Origin of the sequence: Rhizobium sp. WW_1, from assembly GCF_003610155.1 — a bacterium.
GTDB lineage: Bacteria > Pseudomonadota > Alphaproteobacteria > Rhizobiales > Rhizobiaceae > Rhizobium > Rhizobium tropici_A.
In genome coordinates, this window is the sequence record NZ_RAIN01000008.1 from 160954 (window position 1) to 179770 (window position 18817).

21 protein-coding genes and 1 riboswitch are annotated in these 18817 nt (G+C 59.9%); of the genes, 11 read left to right on the forward strand and 10 right to left on the reverse strand.

All coding sequences use genetic code 11. The features are described from left to right. Nucleotides 1–165: 165 nt before the first annotated feature. On the forward strand, nucleotides 166–627 hold the full coding sequence (locus tag BJ928_RS23760) for an Lrp/AsnC ligand binding domain-containing protein (RefSeq protein ID WP_047632635.1): 462 nt from the start codon (nucleotides 166–168) through the stop codon (nucleotides 625–627). A gap of 134 nt (nucleotides 628–761) precedes the next feature. Continuing rightward, a complete protein-coding gene (locus BJ928_RS23765) occupies nucleotides 762–1028 on the forward strand; it encodes a hypothetical protein (protein WP_047632637.1) in 267 nt (88 codons plus the stop codon). Nucleotides 1029–1074: 46 nt separating this feature from the next. Here BJ928_RS23765 and BJ928_RS23770 read toward each other — a convergent pair whose 3' ends face one another. After that, a complete protein-coding gene (locus BJ928_RS23770) occupies nucleotides 1075–1260 on the reverse strand; it encodes a 4-oxalocrotonate tautomerase (RefSeq protein WP_047632639.1) in 186 nt (61 codons plus the stop codon). Nucleotides 1261–1375: 115 nt separating this feature from the next. On the opposite strand from BJ928_RS23770, the gene BJ928_RS23775 reads away from it, so the two are divergent. After that, on the forward strand, nucleotides 1376–2260 hold the full coding sequence (locus BJ928_RS23775; protein ID WP_047632641.1) for a LysR family transcriptional regulator: 885 nt from the start codon (nucleotides 1376–1378) through the stop codon (nucleotides 2258–2260). Nucleotides 2261–2331: 71 nt separating this feature from the next. After that, complete coding sequence (locus BJ928_RS23780; RefSeq protein ID WP_047632642.1) at nucleotides 2332–3336, forward strand: LacI family DNA-binding transcriptional regulator; 1005 nt, start codon at nucleotides 2332–2334, stop codon at nucleotides 3334–3336. A 25-nt stretch (nucleotides 3337–3361) separates the two neighbouring features. Here the strand turns inward: BJ928_RS23780 and BJ928_RS23785 are convergent, their stop codons facing one another. Beyond that, nucleotides 3362–4237, reverse strand: a complete 876-nt coding sequence (locus tag BJ928_RS23785) for a LysR substrate-binding domain-containing protein (RefSeq protein ID WP_047632643.1) — start codon at nucleotides 4235–4237, stop codon at nucleotides 3362–3364. A gap of 127 nt (nucleotides 4238–4364) precedes the next feature. On the opposite strand from BJ928_RS23785, the gene BJ928_RS23790 reads away from it, so the two are divergent. Beyond that, nucleotides 4365–5225, forward strand: a complete 861-nt coding sequence (locus BJ928_RS23790; RefSeq protein WP_047632644.1) for a DUF1989 domain-containing protein — start codon at nucleotides 4365–4367, stop codon at nucleotides 5223–5225. Nucleotides 5226–5335: 110 nt separating this feature from the next. Here the strand turns inward: BJ928_RS23790 and BJ928_RS23795 are convergent, their stop codons facing one another. The 7 genes from BJ928_RS23795 to BJ928_RS23825 all read right to left on the reverse strand — a co-directional run bounded on the left by BJ928_RS23795 (nucleotide 5336) and on the right by BJ928_RS23825 (nucleotide 11330). Continuing rightward, the gene (locus BJ928_RS23795; RefSeq protein ID WP_082011893.1) at nucleotides 5336–5686 is read right to left on the reverse strand and encodes a hypothetical protein; all 351 of its coding nucleotides are present in this window, start codon (nucleotides 5684–5686) and stop codon (nucleotides 5336–5338) included. Nucleotides 5687–5848: 162 nt separating this feature from the next. Next, nucleotides 5849–6460, reverse strand: coding sequence for a thiamine phosphate synthase (locus BJ928_RS23800; protein ID WP_047632646.1), 612 nt, complete (start codon nucleotides 6458–6460; stop codon nucleotides 5849–5851). Further along, entirely contained in the window at nucleotides 6457–7230 is a 774-nt protein-coding gene (locus BJ928_RS23805) for a thiazole synthase (protein ID WP_047632647.1), read from the reverse strand. The genes BJ928_RS23800 and BJ928_RS23805 overlap by 4 nt, the downstream gene beginning before the upstream one ends. 3 nt (nucleotides 7231–7233) lie before the next feature. Then, on the reverse strand, nucleotides 7234–7431 hold the full coding sequence (gene thiS / locus BJ928_RS23810) for a sulfur carrier protein ThiS (RefSeq protein WP_047632649.1): 198 nt from the start codon (nucleotides 7429–7431) through the stop codon (nucleotides 7234–7236). After that, nucleotides 7422–8402 (reverse strand): glycine oxidase ThiO, encoded by a 981-nt coding sequence (gene thiO / locus BJ928_RS23815; protein WP_047632651.1) that lies wholly within the window; start codon nucleotides 8400–8402, stop codon nucleotides 7422–7424. The genes thiS and thiO overlap by 10 nt, the downstream gene beginning before the upstream one ends. A 1-nt stretch (nucleotide 8403) precedes the next feature. Further along, a complete protein-coding gene (gene thiC, locus BJ928_RS23820; protein WP_047632652.1) occupies nucleotides 8404–10230 on the reverse strand; it encodes a phosphomethylpyrimidine synthase ThiC in 1827 nt (608 codons plus the stop codon). A gap of 91 nt (nucleotides 10231–10321) precedes the next feature. After that, a riboswitch (TPP riboswitch) is annotated at nucleotides 10322–10454 on the reverse strand. Nucleotides 10455–10586: 132 nt separating this feature from the next. Then, nucleotides 10587–11330: a hypothetical protein gene (locus tag BJ928_RS23825; RefSeq protein WP_047632655.1), complete on the reverse strand. Its 744-nt coding sequence runs from the start codon at nucleotides 11328–11330 to the stop codon at nucleotides 10587–10589. Nucleotides 11331–11941: 611 nt separating this feature from the next. On the opposite strand from BJ928_RS23825, the gene BJ928_RS23830 reads away from it, so the two are divergent. Continuing rightward, nucleotides 11942–13036 carry a porin gene (locus tag BJ928_RS23830; protein ID WP_047632657.1) on the forward strand — a complete coding sequence of 365 codons (1095 nt, stop codon included), beginning with the start codon at nucleotides 11942–11944 and terminating at the stop codon, nucleotides 13034–13036. A gap of 338 nt (nucleotides 13037–13374) precedes the next feature. Here the strand turns inward: BJ928_RS23830 and BJ928_RS23835 are convergent, their stop codons facing one another. After that, on the reverse strand, nucleotides 13375–14016 hold the full coding sequence (locus BJ928_RS23835; RefSeq protein ID WP_047632658.1) for a TetR family transcriptional regulator: 642 nt from the start codon (nucleotides 14014–14016) through the stop codon (nucleotides 13375–13377). A 496-nt stretch (nucleotides 14017–14512) separates the two neighbouring features. Between BJ928_RS23835 and BJ928_RS23840 the strand changes: the two genes are divergently transcribed. The 5 genes from BJ928_RS23840 (at nucleotide 14513) to BJ928_RS23860 (ending at nucleotide 18815) form a co-directional block, all read left to right on the forward strand. Then, nucleotides 14513–15385 carry an EF-hand domain-containing protein gene (locus BJ928_RS23840; protein WP_047632660.1) on the forward strand — a complete coding sequence of 291 codons (873 nt, stop codon included), beginning with the start codon at nucleotides 14513–14515 and terminating at the stop codon, nucleotides 15383–15385. Between the two features lie 349 nt (nucleotides 15386–15734). After that, entirely contained in the window at nucleotides 15735–16307 is a 573-nt protein-coding gene (locus BJ928_RS23845; RefSeq protein ID WP_047632662.1) for an RNA polymerase sigma factor, read from the forward strand. After that, the gene (locus tag BJ928_RS23850) at nucleotides 16300–16752 is read left to right on the forward strand and encodes a hypothetical protein (RefSeq protein ID WP_047632663.1); all 453 of its coding nucleotides are present in this window, start codon (nucleotides 16300–16302) and stop codon (nucleotides 16750–16752) included. Before BJ928_RS23845 ends, BJ928_RS23850 begins: the two co-directional genes overlap by 8 nt. Beyond that, entirely contained in the window at nucleotides 16749–17198 is a 450-nt protein-coding gene (locus tag BJ928_RS23855) for a periplasmic heavy metal sensor (protein ID WP_047632667.1), read from the forward strand. The genes BJ928_RS23850 and BJ928_RS23855 overlap by 4 nt, the downstream gene beginning before the upstream one ends. A 75-nt stretch (nucleotides 17199–17273) precedes the next feature. Next, complete coding sequence (locus tag BJ928_RS23860) at nucleotides 17274–18815, forward strand: DUF1800 family protein (RefSeq protein WP_047632670.1); 1542 nt, start codon at nucleotides 17274–17276, stop codon at nucleotides 18813–18815. Nucleotides 18816–18817 lie beyond the last annotated feature (2 nt).

The window sequence follows — 18817 nt, forward strand, 5'->3', positions numbered from 1 at the left end:
GTCCCGATGGCTCATGTGGGCGTCAGCGATATCGCCTCACGCAGCCCTCCCGTTGCTTCGACGGGAACATACTTCATTCCACGAAAGCATTCCGCCTTGAAACTGCGGCTTTCCAGTCATATTGAACTTCAATAATGCCATTTTCAAATAGGAATGCCTGCGAGAATGACCAAATCCAGTGAAATTGACCAGTTCGACCAAAAGATCCTCGACGCATTGGTCGAAGACGGCCGCATGTCGATCACCGAGCTTTCCGAGCGGGTCGGCCTTTCCAAGACCCCATGCCAGGCGCGTCTCAAGAAACTGATCGATTCCGGCTATATCGACGGCTTCAAGGCCATCCTCAATCCGATCAAGCTCGGCCTTGATCACGTCGCCTTTGCGGAAGTCAAGTTGACGGATACGCGCGAAGAGGCTCTGCTCAGCTTCAACAATGCCATCAAAAAGATCAAGGAAATCGAAGAGTGCCACATGATCGCCGGCCGCTTCGATTATCTCCTGAAGGTCCGCACCTCCGATATAAGGCGCTACCGCATCGTTTTGGGTGAGAAGATTTCCAGTTTGCCTTTCGTCGCAAGCACTTCGACCAATGTGGTCATGCAGTCGGTGAAGGAAAGCTGGTCCTGAATTCGCTTAACGATCCCACGCTCTTCTCCCGAACCGAGGTCCGCAAACTCTTCTTGCCGGCTAAGCAACGACCTAGATTTCGCCATGCGAATCGGATCTTTGCAGAGCGCTAAAATGGGTAATGTGGAGTATGCATGGAAATGAATGCAAGCGACCGCGACCTCATCGAGGTCATGAAGCGGTACTTTGCGGTGAAGGCCGAAGTAGAGGATGTGAAGGCTCGCCTTGAGGCGGCAAGACGGGAAAGCGGCGAAGAGATCGGCGTGTTTTACAATCCGCGCACCAATGTCGATCACGCTGCCGATATCATTCGCTCACATGCCCTCAAGCAGGAGCTGGCCCGTCTGATGGATTGGGCCGAGGCCTGGGGGCGTCAGAGCCTGGCGATCGATCGCGCCTGACGGTCGAGTTACAACCGCCAGGCCGTGATCACGAAATCGGATCGTTTCAGCTATCCGATTTCAGTTTGCCCGCCGTCGCCCAGGACTCCTTCGAAATCTCGGTAATGATGATTTCCACCGATTCCGGCGGGCAGGCGAGCGTTTCGGCGGCGGCTTTCGTCGCTTCGCGAACGAAGGCGCGCTTCTGGTCTTGTGTGCGGCCGGGATGCATTTCCAAGCGCAGGATGGGCATGATAACTCCTTGATAAAATGTCGCCTGACGTTAGGCGCCATGGACTATCTTGTAAAACTAGCCGGCGATAAATACGCTCCTATTTGCTTCATTCCGAACCTATAGGTATGCAATCATGGACAAGTTGGCGGGAATGGCAATGTTCGTCAGGGTGGTCGAGCATGGAAGTTTCGCCGCCGCAGCCGATATCAGTCAGGTGTCAGCGGCCATGGTCGCCAAGCATATAAGGATGATTGAACAGCGGCTTGGCGCACGCCTGCTTCATCGCACCACGCGGCGTCACCAGCTGACCGAAGTCGGCAAGCTCTACTACGAGCGTTGCAAGACGGTACTGGCCGAGGTCGATCTCGCCGAGCAATCGGCATCCGAACTGCAATCGGCGCCACGCGGGCGTTTGCGGCTCGTGGCCCCCGTCAGCTTCGGAACGCAAAGTCTCGTGCCGGCGCTAGTCGACTATTTGCATCAGAATCTCGACGTGAGCGTCGATCTGGCGCTCGACAACAATCCGCATGATCTGATCGGCGAAGGTTATGAACTCGGCATTCATATCGGTGAGCTGACGGACACCAATCTCGTGGCGCGGCCGTTGAAACCCTATCGGCGCATTCTGGCGGCCTCGCCCGATTATCTCGACAGGTGCGGCAGGCCGCAAAGCCCCGAAGATCTCGCCAATCACATGTGTCTGGGCCATTCCTACTGGCGTCTGCAAGGACGGTGGCATCTTGTCGGCCCGGAGGGTGAAACCCGCGAAATCGTGATCAAGGGCAGGTTTACCGCCAACCAGGGCGGGGCTTTGCGCGTTGCCGCTTTGCAGGGAGCCGGCATCGTGTTGCAGCCCCAACTGCTTCTGGCGGCCGATCTTGATGCCGGCCGGCTGGAGCCCGTGCTGCCGCAATGGTCTTACAAGCCGACGCCGATGCATCTGGTCTATGCGCCGGACCGGCGTCCGACCGCGATGTTGCGTAGTGTCATCGATTTTCTCGTTGCCCGTTTCGGCTGAAGTTTGCCCCCTTTTGCAGGCTTCGAATCTGTGATCAAATCTGATCATCGGCTTGGAGGGCGAGGGGGAACTTGGTCAAGATTACGTTGAAGGATGTGGCCGCGGCGGCAGGTGTGGGGGCTGCAACGGTCGAGCGCGCACTGAACGGGCGCGGCAACGTCTTGCCGGAGACGGCGGAGAAGATCTTCATCGCGGCAAAGCGGCTTGGCTATCGCGCGCCGCTTGCCGGCGCCCGCCATGGCCTGGTGCGGATCGAAGTCGTATTGCTGCGGCCCGAGACCTACTTTTATTCAAGGCTCAATCGCGCCTTCGAGCGCATTGCGGTCCTGCTCGACAAGGATATCCAGATTCAGCGGACTTTCGCACGGGAAGATGACCCCGCCGATTTCTCGCGCCATATCGCAAATCCACAGGCACGGCGCTCCGCCTTGATCGTCGTTGCTCCCGATCATCCCGATGTGGTCGGCAGCGTCCGCAAGGCCGCCGGCGCCGGCATACCAGTCGTCCAGATCATGACCCGGCCGGCGCGCGAACTGCCTTACGTCGGCATCGACAATGAGGCCGCCGGCCGCACCGCCGCCTTCTATATGGCGCGCATGCAAGCCAATATCTCCGGCAGCTTCGTCGCGCTCTGTCACAGCGGCGCCTATGAGAACCACAAGGCACGCATCCGCGGCTTTTCCGACTATCTGCTTGATCACGCAGACCCATCGCATCGTTTCGTGGAAGTCATGCTCGACGAGGACGATGAGATGAAGACGATGGAACTGCTGGCAAGCGCATTCGCCCGATATCCTGATATTGCCGGCCTTTACAGCGCCGGCGGCGACAATGCCGCGATCGCGACTGTTCTACGCCGGCATCGCAAGCGGCCTGTCTTCTGGGTCGGGCATGAACTGTCCGATGCGACGCGCGGCTATCTCAAGGAGGGTTTGATGACGATCGTCCTCGATCAGGCGCCGGAGGTTCAGGCCCGCCGCGCCATCGACTTGACGCTGAAGCGGTTGGGGCTGATCGATACCGATATCGATCCGGAGCCTGTCCGCTTTTTGACGGTTACGGCAGAGAGCCTTTGACAATGGCGCGCCGCGGCAGCGGGTGTCACCTGCTCGTACTCTGCTTGCTGACGGAAACCAGCCAATCGCGAAAAATCTCCGCCTCGTTGGAGAGGCGACCGGCGGGGAGCAGCCAGTAGGATTTGTCCGTATCCGACGGCGTGTGGAACAGGGTGACCAATGTACCGTTGGCCAATTCGTCCGAAATCAGGGCCGTCGGGCAGAGGCCAATGCCCTGGCCGCCGATAATCGACGCGATCATCAGGTTGAAATCGGCAAAGACAGGGCCGGGCTTCAAAGGCCGGAGGATATTGTCAAGCGCGAACCAGCGTATCCAGGCGGCTGTTGTTTCGTCGTGCAGAAGATCCAGATCGAGAAGGTCGGCGGGTTTGTCGATCGGTCCATGGCGGTTTTTATATTCCGCCGAGCAGGTCGGCCGCGTTTCGGCCGTCAAGAGCGGGATAGCGTTTGCGGCAGGTCCCGGCCCATGGCGGATCAGCAGATCGACGCCCGCCGCCTCCGGCGTCTTCATATCGAGCGCGTAGACGATATTGATCTGAATCTCCGGGTATTCCCTTCTGAATGCCTCTAGGCGCGGTATCAGCCAGCGGGTGGCGACGGAAGCGATGCAGGCGACGCTGACGGGCCGGTTGGTGCCTGCAAACCGCAATTGCCTGGCGGCGATATCGATATGCCCGAGGCCATCTGCTACAGCTGCGCCGAATTCGCGGCCCGCCGCCGTCGCCGTCACGCCACGGACATGACGCGTAAACAGTTTGACCCCAAGCCATTCCTCCAGGCTGCGCACATGCTGGCTTACGCCGGCAGCGGTAAGGTTGAGTTCCGCTGCCGCCTTGGTGAAACTCTCGTGACGGATGGCGGCCTCGAAGGCGCGAAGGGAGGCAAGAGGAACATGTTGCATCCTGTGAGGCTAAGTAGGACTTAGCCAATGGGCAAGGCAAATCGCCGTTGCGCCGCGGCCCTGTATCCCTAAAGTGCTCTCAAAACGAACGTTTCGGCTCCAACTCGATAAGGAATGACACGCCATCATGAGCAGTATTTTCGACATGGCCGTTCCCGCAGATGCCGAGGAACGGCGCGGCAAGCCGCCTGTCGTCGTCTATCCGAATGGCACGCTGCCGGCAGCAGACATGGATGTACTCCAGACGGCAAGGCAGACCATGACCAAGATTGCCGAAATCATCGTGCCGCCGCGCGAAGGCGGCAGTTTCCGAGTGCCGAAAGGGCATTTCTTCCGCATCGTCAGCGTCGAGGGATCGCAGGTCGGCGATCTCAATCTGTGGAATGCGGAGGATCTCTCCGAACGCTTCTTCAGCGGCAAGACCCGGGCTCTGCATGCCACCCATGTCGGCGTCGGCGATCGGCTATGGAGCAGCTTGCCTTACCTGCGGCCCATGGCGACGATCACCCATGACACGCTCGGCTGGTACGGCTGGGACGCAGACGGAGGAGGCGTTCACGATGTCATCGGCACGCGTTGCGATCCCTATACCAATCGCCTATTGAAGGGTGACGACTATCACCATTGCTGCCATTCGAACCTGTCGCGCGCGCTTGCCAAGGAGATGAATATTCCAGTCCAGGAGGCGGAGTTTCATGTTCACGATGTGCTGAACGTCTTCATGTGTACGGGCTTCACGCGCGATACGCACCAATATTTCATGAAGGCAAGCCCGGTGCGGCCGGGCGATTTCATCGAGTTTTTCGCGGAAATCGATCTACTTGGGGCTCTCTCCGCCTGCCCGGGAGGTGATTGCGGCAGCGAGCATTCGAGCGATACGGTGCCGTGCTATCCGCTGCAGGTGGAAATCTGGCGACCCGTGCCCGAAAGTCTTGCCGGCAGAACATTCCCGCAGCGCAACGCTTATCCGAGGACGCATGGCCTGTAGTTAGACCATTTTTCGGGCTTCAAAAAGTTTGCCGGCGGTGTTCAGCCGCCGGCAATCTCAAAGTCGTCCATTCGTCCGGCATGCGCCTGTGCGCTTGCTCGGTCTCTTGTTTAATTGCAGACGCGAATGCGCTCGTAGTGCCAGCCATCGTCATACTGGTTCTGAACCTCTCGGTTCTCGAACCAGCACCTCGGCGGCGGGGGAGGCGCTTCGTAGACCGGGCCTCTGTTGGCAAGGGCGCCGCCGACGATCAGGCCGCCGATGAGACCAGCGGCAACACCGCCAGCGATTGCGCCGCCATTGCCGTGGTGATGGCGACGCCAATCGTCATGGCCACGCCAATCGCCGCGATAGGGCGGGCGGCCGTCGTAATACTGTGCCTGTGCGGAGCTGACGGGCGCCAATGCGCCGCCTACGACCGCAGAGGCCAGCAGAACCGTAAGAACTGTCTTCTTTATCATGACTACCTCCAAAGCAGCCTTTATGCTCAGCGAATACGCGAGTCATTTAATCAACGTCTTAAGCATGATTATGTTCAGCTGAATATTTTATGAATGCGCCGTTCATCGGGCGGCAGACCCTGAAAATCATGCCTTCGCATGGCGTTTGGTATCCCGATCGTGTCAATTTCGAGGCAATTGTCGCGTGGCTGCGATCCATTGCCGCGTCCGCGATTCGGGGTCGCGATTGCGTGTGATATCGGTCACGACGGCGGCAATATCGGCGCCACTAGCGAATATGCCGGCAAGGCGCTCGACAGTGAGCCCGCCGATTGCAACGAGCGGCAGATCGCCGATGCGGGCCTTCCATTGGCCGACGCGTTCCAGACCCTGGGGCGCCCAGGCCATGGCCTTGAGGATGGTCGGGTAAACCGGCCCGAGCGCGATATAATCGGGTTCCGCGGCAAGCGCCGTCGCCAGTTCCCTCTCGTCGTGAGTGGAGAGACCTAGCTTCAGTCCGGCGACGCGGATGGCCGAGAGATCGGCGGATGCCAGATCCTCCTGGCCGAGATGGATGAAGTCGCAGCCTTCCTCGATCGCCAGCTGCCAATAGTCGTTGACGATCAACTGGCAGCCATGAGCGTCACAAATTGCCTTCGATTCGCGTATTTCCGCGCGAGTCTCGTCGAGGGGGCGCTCCTTGACGCGCAACTGAACCAGCTTGACGCCGAGCGGCACGAGCCGCCTGATCCAGGCGGCGCTATCGACGATCAGGTAGAATGGATCGAGCGTCACGAGAAAACCGCCTTTCCGATGACGGGCGTCGAGGGCACGGCCATATCGCGCGGCTCCAGCATGCCCGCGCCGAAAGCCTGCCTGCCGGCATCGATCGCCTTGGCGAAGGCCTCCGCCATCGCGGCTGGATCGCCGGCGCCGGCAACAGCCGTGTTGAGGAGGACGGCATCGAAGCCGAGTTCCATGACGATGGCCGCATGGGAGGGCCTGCCGATACCGGCATCCACAATCAGCGGTACGTCGGGAAAATGGGCCCGCATCGAACGCAGCGCGGAGAGATTGAGCGGCCCGGCCGCCGTTCCGATCGGCGCGCACCAAGGCATCAACACCTGGCATCCGGCGTCCAGCAAGCGCTCGGCAACGATCAGATCGTCCGTCGTATAGGGAAAGACCTCGAAACCTTCGTCGCTCAGGATTCTCGCCGCTTCCACCAAGGCGAAGACATCAGGCTGCAGCGTATCGTGATTGCCGATCACTTCGAGCTTGATCCAATTGGTGCGGAAGACCTCGCGCGCCATTTTCGCTGTTAGCACCGCCTCGGATACGCCGTGGCAGCCGGCGGTATTGGGAAGGACGCGGACGCCAAGCTCGCGAATCATCTCGAAGAATGCGCCGCCATTGCGTCCGCCCGCCGTTTCCCGGCGCAGCGACACGGTCACGATCCCGGTTTGCGAACGTTTGACTGATTCCGCCAGCATGGCCGGGGAGGGGTAGCGCGCCGTGCCGAGAAGCAGGCGCGAGGGGATTTCGGTTCCGTAGAGTTCCAGCACGGGTCAGCCTCCCTGCATCGGAGTGAGAATTTCTATTCTGTCATTGTCGGCCAAGGCATGGTCGTCGCGCTCTTCGCGATGAATGAGCTCGCCGTTGACGGCGGTCGCCAGCCACTCGCCCTCGTATTCGAGCGCGGTGAGAAGCTGAGAAAGCGTGGTGGCGGCGACGATCTGCGTTTCGCCATTGATGATCAGGCGCATTGGCGGCTCCTATCGCTATCCTGTCCGGAAAAAATGAGATCGGCGGCCTCGGCCGCCATTGCGGGGGCTAAGAGGAAGCCGTGGCGAAAGAGGCCGTTGATAGATGTGGTCTTGCCCTCTCGCGTTACGCGCGGAAGGTTGTCTGGAAAGGCAGGGCGGATACCGGCGCCGGTTTCGACCACCGTGGCATCGGCAAAGGCTGGATGCACGGTATAGGCCGCGTTCAGCAGTTCCATCAACGAGCGGGCGGCGATTGGCCCCTTGAAGTCGGTTTCGATCATTGTCGCGCCGACCATGAACAGGCCCTTGTCGCGCGGTACGATGTAGATCGGAACGCGCGGATGCAGCAGCCGGACGGGACGTGAAAGCGTGACCTCATGCGTCTGCAGATAGAGCATTTCGCCTCGCACGCCCCGCAACGCCGGGCTTTCGCCGATGCGGGCAGCCCCGGTGCAGTCGACAATCTCGGAGAACCCGTCGTCCTCCGCGACCTGGCCGACAAAGGTGACGCCCTTGGCCAAAAGGCCGTCTTTCAAGGATTGCATGACCTCCCGAGGATCGAGATGCGCCTCCTGCGGGAAGAACAGGCCATGCCGGTAACGGCCGGCAAGCAAAGGCTCAAGGATGGCGATGTCCTGTTCGTCCAGCCAGCGATAGCCTGCTGTGCGGCCGGCGAATCGCTTCAGCTCGTTCTGGTCGCGGCTTGCCGCGACGACAAGCGTTCCGTTGCGGACGACCTTGCCGGGCAGGATCGCGTCCCACCGATCGGCGGAATCGCGGCCGCGCTCCAGCACTGCCGCCTCCGCACTTTCCCGTTCGCACCATGGCGCCAGCATGCCGCCGGCAAGCCAGGAGGCTGCATGACGGAAATCCAGGTTCCGATCCGAGACCGTGACTTCTGCCCTGCGGCGGACCAGTTCGTGTGCGACCGTGAGGCCGGCAACGCCGGCCCCTTTGACGAGGACCCGCATGTCACTCGGCCGGATGCGTGGCGGTATCGATCGGCATATAGAGGTCGCCGCCCTCACGATACTTCGCCGCCATGGCTTCCAGTCCTTCCTTCTGTGCCTCGGCGCGGATGTCGTGCGAAATCCGCATGGAGCAGAATTTCGGGCCGCACATCGAGCAGAAATGCGCCACCTTATGCGCTTCCTTCGGCAGGGTTTCGTCGTGGAAGCTGCGGGCGGTGTCGGGGTCGAGCGAGAGGTTGAACTGGTCTTCCCAGCGGAACTCGAAGCGCGCGCGCGACAGGGCATCGTCGCGCACCTGGGCGGCTGGATGACCCTTGGCAAGATCTGCGGCGTGCGCTGCGATCTTGTAGGTGATGACGCCGGTCTTGACGTCGTTGCGGTCGGGCAGGCCGAGATGCTCCTTCGGGGTGACATAGCAGAGCATCGCCGTGCCGAACCAGCCGATCATCGCAGCGCCGATACCCGAGGTGATGTGGTCGTAGCCCGGCGCGATATCGGTCGTCAGCGGTCCGAGCGTGTAGAAGGGCGCCTCACCGCAGACGGCGAGCTGCTTGTCCATATTTTCCTTGATCTTGTGCATCGGCACATGGCCGGGACCTTCGATCATCACCTGGCAATCTTTCGCCCAAGCGATCTTCGTCAGTTCGCCGAGCGTTTCGAGTTCGGCAAATTGCGCGGCGTCGTTGGCGTCGGCAATCGAGCCGGGACGCAGGCCATCGCCGAGCGAGAAGGAAACGTCATAGGCGCGGCAGATGTCGCAGATTTCCTCGAAATGCTCGTAAAGGAAGCTCTCGCGATGGTGATGAAGACACCACTTGGCCATGATCGAGCCGCCGCGCGAGACGATGCCGGTGACGCGATTGACTGTTAGAGGGATGTAATGCAGCCGCACGCCGGCATGGATGGTGAAATAGTCGACGCCCTGTTCTGCCTGCTCGATCAGCGTGTCGCGATAGATTTCCCAGGTCAGTTCTTCCGCAATGCCGCCGACCTTTTCCAGCGCCTGATAGAGCGGCACGGTGCCGATCGGCAGCGGTGAATTGCGGATGATCCATTCGCGGATGTTATGGATGTTGCGGCCGGTCGAGAGATCCATGACGGTGTCGGCACCCCAGCGTGCCGCCCAGACCATCTTCTCGACTTCTTCCGCCATCGAGGAGGTGACGGCGGAATTGCCGATATTGGCGTTGATCTTCACCAGGAAATTCCGGCCGATGATCATCGGCTCGCTTTCGGAGTGGTTGATGTTGGCCGGAATGATGGCGCGACCGGCGGCAACCTCCTGACGGACGAATTCCGGGGTGACGTGATCGGGAATATGGGCGCCGAAGCTCTCGCCGTCGCGAAGAAGCGCTTCGGCTTTCGCCTTGCGGCCAAGGTTTTCGCGGATGGCGATGAACTCCATTTCCGGCGTGATGATGCCGGCGCGCGCATAGGCGAGCTGGGTAACAGCCTTGCCGTCCTTGGCCCGCAGCGGCTGGCGCTTGGCGGGAAATTCCGGCGTCAGCCGATCGCCGCTGACGAAGCCGTTGTCCTCGGGGCGCACATCGCGGCCTTCATAGGCCTCGACATCGCCGCGGGCGAGCACCCAGTCGCGGCGCAACTGCGACAGGCCCTGTTCGATGCGGATATCGGCTCCTTCGATCGTGTAGGGACCGGAGGAATCATACACGACGACCGGCGGTTCGCCCGATGTCGGATGCACGCTGATTTCGCGCATCGGCACCCGGATGTCGGCGTGGATTTCTCCGGGAATATAGATCTTCCGCGAGGCCGGCAGCGGGCCGGTGGTAACGGTCGGGGTGAGGTTCTTTGCGGCAATGTTCATGGTTTGAGGCTCCAAGTTGCGGTTGGAGACCCAGTCATCAGCCGGAATGATGGAAAGACGCCGGCACGGAACCCACGCGGGAATCCAAAGCCATCGAGCGCTTGCACCGTCCCTACGCCAGTATGAACTGGATCAGGTTCAACGGGTCACTGCGCCCACAATCGGCAAAGCCGTATTGTTCAGCAGTATCTCAGCCCCTTGCCGGGACCCCCCTGGTGAATGTGAAAAGGCTATGCCCTAGCCTCGTCCTCTGTCAACCCCGTCGTGATGACCGCTTATTGCGGGAGTGGCGATCGCCTCATCCCGGAAGGTGCAGTCTCCATCGCGCCGGAGCGGATATTTTGTATTTAGCCGCCTCAGTAACGCGGGGCGGTGTTGCCGACGAAACGATGAGGACCGGTATGGGAAAGCTTGCTGGCGGTGTCGAGCCAGATCTTGCCGCCGAGTGCCCGCCAGCGGTGGCAAAAGGCGAAATCCTCGCTGAGATAGATACCCGTTCCCTCCTCGACCATGCATTCGAACAGGGCGTATTGGGTGCTTGGCGAGCGCTTCGTGCTGGGATAGGCGTGGATTGCGCTGTAGCGCAGCTCCGGATAGGCGGCGATCATTCTTTCGATGACGTTGCGCTTGATCAGAAGCATGCCTGTGCCTGCATAGACGGCGCTGACGAAATCGCCCTCACGTTCCGCGACCTGACCGACAAGCGGGGTGCCGACATAGTGAAGCGCGGCAGCTGAAAGCGTTTCGCCGTCTCGCGAATTGACGCGGGCAGCCGTGTCCCAATCATAGTCCTTGATCGGATACATGGCGGCGACCACATCCTTGTCCGCCGCGAGCAGCCGTATGACCTGATCCGGCTCGAAGCTGATGTCGGCGTCGATGAAGAGCATGTGAGTCGCCGCCGTATCGTTCAGAAAGGAGGAGACGAGCGTGTTGCGGCTGCGGGTAATCAGAGCGTCGTTGCCGAGCAGAGCAAGCGTCAGTTGTATGCCGACCTGCGCGCCGGTCTGCATTAACGAGAAAATGGACTGCATGTAGTCCTTGGTGACAAGGCCGCCGAAGCAGGGGGTCGCGATGAAGATCGACCGGTTCTCACTCATTCGCGATTTTTCCTCTTAGATGGCGCGACTCGCGGGAATCTAGGGAGATTCAATATTTCTGTGTGTACCGATTTATTGAATTTTGTTTCTGAGCGTTGCTGCCGGATAGCCTCTCGAGCGCTTCATCATGCCGGCCTGGACAGCGTCGTTACATTCGGGCCAGGTCGTCCTGTTGCCGGTGATTGCGGATGTCGCGCCGCCTTGGAGGCAGGTGTGGGTACCGATTTGCCGGTATTTGCGTGAATTGAAGTCTTCTGGCGGTCGCCTCCGCAGGCATGCGGTGCCCCGCTGTCGTCAGTTGCATTTAGGCAACATCGGCCAAGACTAACGCGCAAGCATGTTTCATATAATTGACAAACATACGGGCTGTTTGTAAACCAAATACAGGACATAAGTTGTCTTACGGTCGAGTATTCGGCCGGATCGGTAGAGGCATTTCAAGGCCTTTGCCGCGGGGTCAATCGTGGAGGTTCGAGGGGACTCAGGCCAACATTAGGTGCGTATTTGCCGGGCTACCCGGTCGCGTTTAGACCGAAGCGATCTCTAAGGTAGTATTCCAGTTTTGCGCTCGCGGTAAATTTGAAATGCATATTACAACCAGGAGTTTAATAATGAACATCAAGAGCCTTCTTCTCGGCTCCGCTGCTGCGCTGGCAGCAGTATCCGGCGCTCATGCGGCCGACGCCATCGTTGCTGCTGAGCCCGAGCCGCTGGAATACGTTCGCATTTGCGACGCATACGGTGCTGGTTACTTCTTCATTCCGGGTACCGAAACCTGCCTCAAGATCGGCGGCCGTGTCCGTTCTGAAGGCGAATGGTACGATGCCTACAATCCGAACAGCAAGGTTGGCACCCTGTGGCACACCCGTGCTGAGCTGAACGTCGACACCGCAACCGACACCGAATACGGTCCGCTGAAGACCAACATGGTTCTGCGTTGGGACTGGAACGACGGCGGCTCCACCTCCACGAAGCTCCTGTTCGCCAACATCAGCCTCGGCGGATTCACGGTTGGTAAGCTCGACTCGCAGTACAACCTGTATGTCGGTTACGCTGGCGATGTCATCAACGACGACGTGATCTATGACGGCCCGTACGAACTGAACCAGTTGACCTACAACTACGACGCAGGCAACGGCTTTACGGCTGTGATCTCGCTCGAAGATTCGAACTCCAGTGGTTCGGATTCGTCTTCCTACGGTGCGAGCTGGTGGACGGACGACAAAACCAACCATTACGCTCCTGACGTTGTCGCCGGTCTCGGCTTCAAGTCTGGCGCATGGGGCGTCAAGGTCGTCGGCGGTTACGACTCGATCGTTGAAGAAGGTGCTGTTAAAGTTCGTGTAGACGCTGACTTCGGTGTGTTCTCGGCCTTCTTGATGGGCGGCTACAACACCGACGGCGACAAGCTCAACAAGTACGCCGGTACCAACCTCGATCGTTCGGCTTGCCCCGTTAATGATCCGTCGAAGTGCGGCTGGGGTGACTGGGCTGTCTGGGGCGGCGGTAGCGTGCCGATCAACGACAAGCTGAAGTGGAACATCCAGCTTGCCTACACCGACTCGAAGATCTTCGCAGCGACCACGAACCTCACCTGGAATCCGGTCAAGAACCTGACGCTTCGTCCGGAAGTATCCTACACCAACTTCGATTCTGTGAACCAGGATCAGTGGGCTGGTATCATGCGCTTCGAGCGTAGCTTCTAATAAGGAATTACCCGGCTTCGTGCCGGGTATGAGAAGCCTGGCGTTCCAATCCGCCGGGCTTCTTTCATCGATCGGTTGACCTCCGATCAAAATAAAGGACTCGGCTTTCCCTCCGAGTCCTTTTTTGTTTCCAGGATCTTTTAGCGACGCTTCGGTTCGTCGCAGGCTCTTGGAGCCTCATCCAATGCTTGGGCGTCGTTTCGACGAGAAAATCGCCATGCGCTTTTTCCACGGCGTTAGAGATTTCTCGCTTCCAGAACGAGCTAGAGAAATACTCTATCTCTTTGTTTTTTCATAATCCTCAATACGAGGCTGCTTCCTGTCTTTGTGAAGTTGCCTCAGATCGCCGTGAGTGCCAGTTCCTGCGTCTGCGCCAGCGGGAACCACGTCTTCAGCACCATCTTTATGAACATCTGCCCGCAAGGAACCAGCTCGAAATTGCCCCGGTCGAGCGTCCATTCCGTGATCAGGCCGCCGATGACGGCCGTCAGCGCGGAAGCGGCGGTATCCGGTGTCCAGGGTGCCGGCAGCTTCGTCTTTTCATCCATCAGGGTGAAAATGCGTTCGAAATTCTGGTGCATGTCGTGCCGGAACGAACTTGCCCGGCTCGTTGTGCCATCGCAAAACGCCATGTCGAGATGCATCATCACCTTCAACATGCTGCGCTTGCGCGGATCGCCGTGAACGTCGTCGAATATCGCCGCTATCGTGTCGGCGATCAGATCGAGCGGATTGGGCGGCAGCTCCTTGGACATCCGCTCCGCCAGTTCCTGAAACGGTTGCTGGGCCTCGTCGCGAATCGCGAACATCAGCCCCTGCTTGTTCTTGAAATGCCAGTGTACCGCCCCCCGCGTGACACCGGCTGCTGCGGCTATTTCTTCCAGGCTGACGTTCTCGTACCCCCTGTCGAGAAACAGAGCTTTTGCGGACTGCAAAATCTCGCTCCTGGTTTCCGCCGCCTCCTCCTTAGTTCGCCTCATTCACCTCTCCACCGAAACTGCTTTTCAAGCTATGCCCCTCTTCTTGTTCTTCTCGTTCCATCAGTGCCGATCATCACTGAAGCCCATATATCAGTGAAAACGAACAGAGTGGCCGAATTTGTATATTCCCTAAAAATCGAGGAAGAAAATCGCAATAGGGTGTATTCGTCAAGCGCCTATAAGCCACGCGCAAGTTTCCTTGTGCAATTTCCCCACGTTGGGAAGTGAAAATCGAAAATGTGCAGATGCCGATAGGGCCATGATGGCAAAATATATTGGCGGGGCGATCCCGGATTCGCTTGCTCTGGAAACGACGCACCGGTCAAGTTGGGGCGCTAAACGCGTTTGACCAGCAGCGTTGGCAAGTCCATCCGCCATATCGATCATCGAAGCCGTGCTCTGGCCGCAATGAGGCAGGGCGTGGCGTCGACCGTGTTCAAGTCGCGTACGTATAAGCCATCCGAGTTCCTCTCAACGCTCGTATCTGGAGGCCCCAATGACGAGCATTTCCTCGATCTCATCGAGCAATTACTATCAATATCTGATGTCGCGTTCGACGGCGTCAACGGCTGACGATTCTGTCTCATCCCTGCTGTCCGACAGCTCCTCCGGCAATTCGTCCGACAGCTCTTCGGGAACCAGTTCCTCATCCTCTTCGGACGATTCCTCCCAGCTCGCTTCGGCGCAGCAGCTCGTCGCGCAGCTGATGAACATGATTCTTAATTTGCAGGCCGGGACCGGCAGCGATAGCTCGTCATCGGATTCCGACAGCAATTCCAGCAGTTCGACGTCGAGCACCCAGCAGGCTTCCGCAACCGGCAGCCAGGATAGCAATCTGAACAATCTGATCAGCTCCATGGACACCAATGGAGATGGTAGTGTCAGCGAAGCAGAGTTTGTCGCCGCCCGCCCGCAGGGCGTCAGCGAAACGCAGGCGGAGCAGCAGTTCCAGAGCTACGATACCAACAATACCGGCTCTCTCACCGATGCGCAGCTCGCCAAAGCCATGCAGGCCGGACATCACGGTCATGGCCACGGCCATCATGTCTCATCCGGCGGCCAGATGAGCGATGACGAGCTCTCGGCAGCGTTCTCCTCGATGGATACGGACGGTGACGGCAGCGTCAGCGAATCCGAATTCGTCGCGGCCCGCCCGTCTGACGTCAGTGCGGATCAGGCAACTTCGCTGTTCAAGAGCCTCGATACCTCCGGTTCGGGCTCCTTGACGCAAAGCCAGTTCGAAGAGGCCATGAAGTCGCAGCAGTCGCAATTGCAGTCGCAGTCGCAGCAAACGCAGATACCGAGCTTCGGCAGCTTCTACTCGACCAATGAGCAGGATCTGACCACGAGCGATCTGCTGACGCTCTGATCGAGCGGAGGCGTTGCATTTGACCATGTGGAGTGCCGGCAATCCGGGCAGCAGAAGGTGAAGCTTCTGTGTCCGGGTGCGCCGGCCTTCTTTATTGCGCGGTGGGCAGCCTCCGGCTTTGAAAGAAAATTTGAAACTGCCGCCGCAAAAGCGACGGAATTTGGCAAGCGCACCGTTCAATCCTTGTGACCATGTTTTTGATGTCGAAGGATGATACGCTGACCGAAATGCTGCGATCCGATTGGCGCCCCTTGCCAGAACTTATGGCCACGCGGATTTGGCGGGCCGAAAGGCTGAAATCGGCGTCTCGTGCCGGTATCGCGGAAAACTGGAGCGGTGGCGATTGTCGATGAAGTGGGATCGCGCGCCCAAGAGTGGCGACCCGGATGAGGATTTGCTCGGTCGCATCGCCGCGGGCGACGTTCCGGCGATGCGCGTGATGATAACACGGCAGTCGCCGCGCATCATCGCAGTAGCGACCCGAATGCTTGGCGATGCGACCGAGGCCGAGGATGTGGCGCAGGAGACGTTCCTGCGCGTTTGGCGCAATGCCGGCGGCTGGCGCCAGCGCAACGCCCGCTTCAGCACGTGGGTGCATCGCGTGGCGATCAACCTTTGCTACGATCGCCTGCGCCGGCGCAAGGACGTGCTTGCCGAGCAGCCGCCCGATGTCGAGTATGAGGGGCCGGCGCCGGATGCGGGTTTGTTGAGCGAGGACGACCCGTCCAGGCGCGTGGAGCGAGCCATACAGATGATTGCGCCCCGGCAGCGCGAGGCAATCATCCTGGTTTACTATCAGGCGCTGTCGAATGCCGAGGCGGCTGAGATCATGGACGTCAGCGTCGACGCACTGGAAAGCCTGCTAGCGCGCGGAAGGCGTTCGTTGCAGGTACTTTTGTTGAAGGAACAGGGCGATGGTTGAGAGTATCGCAGCTCAGATGAATGCCGAGCGGTTTGAAGCGCTGACTGCGGCCTATGGCGGCGATATTGCCCGGTGGCCGCAAGCCGAACGCGCGGCTGCGCGCGAGTTTGCCAAGAGCCCTGCAGCTGCCGAAGCGCTTGCGCACGCCGCCGATCTCGACGCTTTGCTCGACACCTATGTTGTGAAGCCCGGTGGAGCTGGGCTGGAAGGCCGAATTGTCGCAAAGCTCGTTCGCCGTCTGACGATTAGAAACTGGTTCCGTTTCGGTTCCGCGGGTATCGGCCTCGTAGGCGTCGGCATAGCCGGCGCGCTCGCCGGTAGCATTGCCATCGCCATCCTGGCCCCGAGCTTGACATCCGATACCTCGGTCGTTTCCGACGGAACCGCAACCATGTTCGGCGATATCGGGCCGGATGCGGGTGTAGCGCAGCAGGACAGCCAATGACAGATCGCAGCTTTCGAATAGTGGTTATTTCCCTGCTGGTGCTGAACATCTTCCTGATAGGGGCGCTGGCTGGGGGCGGGCTGACGTGGATACGCAAGACCCAGGCCGGGGTTGGCATGATGCCGCTTGCCGGCGAGCAACTGCCTTCCGCCCAGAAGAAGGCTTTGCGCGCCGCGCTCAACGAGGCGCGCAAGGGCGAGCGGCAGATCATTCTCGACGCGCAGCAGGCAAAGATCGATGCCGCCTCCATTCTCGGGCAGCCGACGCTCGACAAGGAAGCGCTTTCGGCTGCGCTGGCGAGGGCGCGCGATGGCGATGTCGCCGTGAGAGCAAAGCTCGAACAGCGCGCGGTCGATTTTGCCGCAACGCTCTCCTACGACGAACGCCGGGCGCTGGCCGAGAGCTTGGTTCGCCGCAGCATGCCGAGGGCCGCTGCCATAAAATGATCACACTTGCCGAGCGACGGATCGAAGCCACCTCTGCGTTAAAGGAGCGTGTTCGATGCAGGAGTTGGCAAGACCATGGCTCAGCAATCCAATGACGTTTATGCCGCGCTCGCTCTTTCTCGTTTTGGGTTAGGGGCAGACCATAACGGCACGACCGCGATCGCATCCGATCCGCGCGGTGCGTTGCTGGAAGAAATCACCGAGCGCTTCGTTCCGGTTCCGGTCGGGGCGCAGCTGCAATCCACAGCCGATCTCCTCGTTTCTCTCTACGCGTTCCAGGAACAGCGCAAGGAGGCGAGGCAGCAGGCCGTGACCGCCGTCGCCGCCACGCCGCAGGACAAGCCGATGCAGGGTCCGCAGCAGCCGCAGAAGCCTGCGGCGCAGCCTTCCGGGACCATGGCGGGCCAGGCGGCCAATCAAGGCATGGCTGCCCAGCCCAACAATCAGATGATGGCGGCCGCGATCGGCAAGGTGGTCGAGAAGGTTGAAAAGCCGCAGATGCCCTATCTGCCGCAGCAGGTTCTGCTGGCCGAGGTGGATGCCCGCTTCAACGGTACGATACGGCAGCCATTGATCGGCTTCGGCGAACGGCTCGCCATGTTCTGGGCCAACCATTTCTCCGTTGCCATCTCCAAGGGCGAGGAGGTGCATATCGTTGCCGGCGCCTTTGAGCGCGAAGCGATCCGGCCGCATGTCTTCGGGCGGTTCGCCGACATGCTGCTCGCTGTCGAAACCCATCCGGCCATGCTCGGCTATCTCGACAATCAGCAATCGATCGGGCCGAACTCCAAGGCTAATGCCAACAAGAAGCGCGGTCTCAACGAGAACCTTGCCCGCGAGACGCTGGAACTCCACACGCTCGGCGTCAATGGCGGCTATACGCAGACCGACGTGACAACGCTCGCCAAAATCATCACCGGCTGGACGGTGGCGCGCGCCGAAGGCAAGCTCGGCACGCCCGGCACTTTCGTTTTTAACGCCGGCGCACACGAACCTGGCGACCAGACGCTACTCGGCCTCACCTACGCCGACAATGGTGTGGGGCAGGGGCGGGAAGCGTTGCGCGATCTCGCCCGCCACCCGGCAACCGCGCAGCACATCGCCACCAAGCTCGTCCGGCATTTCGTTGCCGACACGCCGCCGCCGGGACTTGTGCAGACCGTTGCGGCGACCTTCAGCAAGACGGATGGCGATCTGTCGGCCGTCTATCGGGCGCTTGTCGGCTCCGAGGATGCCTGGAACCCGACATTGTCGAAGGTTCGCTCACCGCTGGAATTCATGACCGCGCTTTTGCGGGCAAGCGGCGAGACGCCGAAGCCGAACGTCATTCTCGGCGCCTTGACCGCCATGGGGCAGCCCTTCTGGGCGCCAGCCGGCCCGAATGGCTTTGCCGACACCGTCGATCTCTGGGCCTCCAGCGAAAGCCTCAGCATGCGCATGGATGTCGCCAATATGATTGCGAATGCCGTGCCGCCCCAGGTCGATCCGCGTCGCTTCGTTTCCGACAGCCTGGGGCCGCTTCTCTCGAAGGAAACGCTGCAGGCGGTATCGCGTGCGGAGACCCGTAACCAGGGTCTGACGATCGCTTATCTTTCCCCCGAATTTCAAAGGCGTTGACC

Bases quoted from the DNA above. Each gene is read 5' to 3' on its own strand.
- BJ928_RS23770 (WP_047632639.1), bottom strand. From the start codon at position 1,260: ATGCCCATCCTGCGCTTGGAAATGCATCCCGGCCGCACACAAGACCAG.
- BJ928_RS23775 (WP_047632641.1), top strand. From the start codon at position 1,376: ATGGACAAGTTGGCGGGAATGGCAATGTTCGTCAGGGTGGTCGAGCAT.
- BJ928_RS23845 (WP_047632662.1), top strand. From the start codon at position 15,735: ATGAAGTGGGATCGCGCGCCCAAGAGTGGCGACCCGGATGAGGATTTG.
- BJ928_RS23795 (WP_082011893.1), bottom strand. From the start codon at position 5,686: ATGATAAAGAAGACAGTTCTTACGGTTCTGCTGGCCTCTGCGGTCGTA.
- thiC (WP_047632652.1), bottom strand. From the start codon at position 10,230: ATGAACATTGCCGCAAAGAACCTCACCCCGACCGTTACCACCGGCCCG.
- BJ928_RS23760 (WP_047632635.1), top strand. From the start codon at position 166: ATGACCAAATCCAGTGAAATTGACCAGTTCGACCAAAAGATCCTCGAC.
- BJ928_RS23835 (WP_047632658.1), bottom strand. From the start codon at position 14,016: ATGAGGCGAACTAAGGAGGAGGCGGCGGAAACCAGGAGCGAGATTTTG.
- BJ928_RS23860 (WP_047632670.1), top strand. From the start codon at position 17,274: ATGGCTCAGCAATCCAATGACGTTTATGCCGCGCTCGCTCTTTCTCGT.
- thiO (WP_047632651.1), bottom strand. From the start codon at position 8,402: ATGCGGGTCCTCGTCAAAGGGGCCGGCGTTGCCGGCCTCACGGTCGCA.
- BJ928_RS23840 (WP_047632660.1), top strand. From the start codon at position 14,513: ATGACGAGCATTTCCTCGATCTCATCGAGCAATTACTATCAATATCTG.
- BJ928_RS23825 (WP_047632655.1), bottom strand. From the start codon at position 11,330: ATGAGTGAGAACCGGTCGATCTTCATCGCGACCCCCTGCTTCGGCGGC.
- BJ928_RS23765 (WP_047632637.1), top strand. From the start codon at position 762: ATGGAAATGAATGCAAGCGACCGCGACCTCATCGAGGTCATGAAGCGG.
- thiS (WP_047632649.1), bottom strand. From the start codon at position 7,431: ATGCGCCTGATCATCAATGGCGAAACGCAGATCGTCGCCGCCACCACG.
- BJ928_RS23790 (WP_047632644.1), top strand. From the start codon at position 4,365: ATGAGCAGTATTTTCGACATGGCCGTTCCCGCAGATGCCGAGGAACGG.
- BJ928_RS23850 (WP_047632663.1), top strand. From the start codon at position 16,300: ATGGTTGAGAGTATCGCAGCTCAGATGAATGCCGAGCGGTTTGAAGCG.
- BJ928_RS23785 (WP_047632643.1), bottom strand. From the start codon at position 4,237: ATGCAACATGTTCCTCTTGCCTCCCTTCGCGCCTTCGAGGCCGCCATC.
- BJ928_RS23855 (WP_047632667.1), top strand. From the start codon at position 16,749: ATGACAGATCGCAGCTTTCGAATAGTGGTTATTTCCCTGCTGGTGCTG.
- BJ928_RS23830 (WP_047632657.1), top strand. From the start codon at position 11,942: ATGAACATCAAGAGCCTTCTTCTCGGCTCCGCTGCTGCGCTGGCAGCA.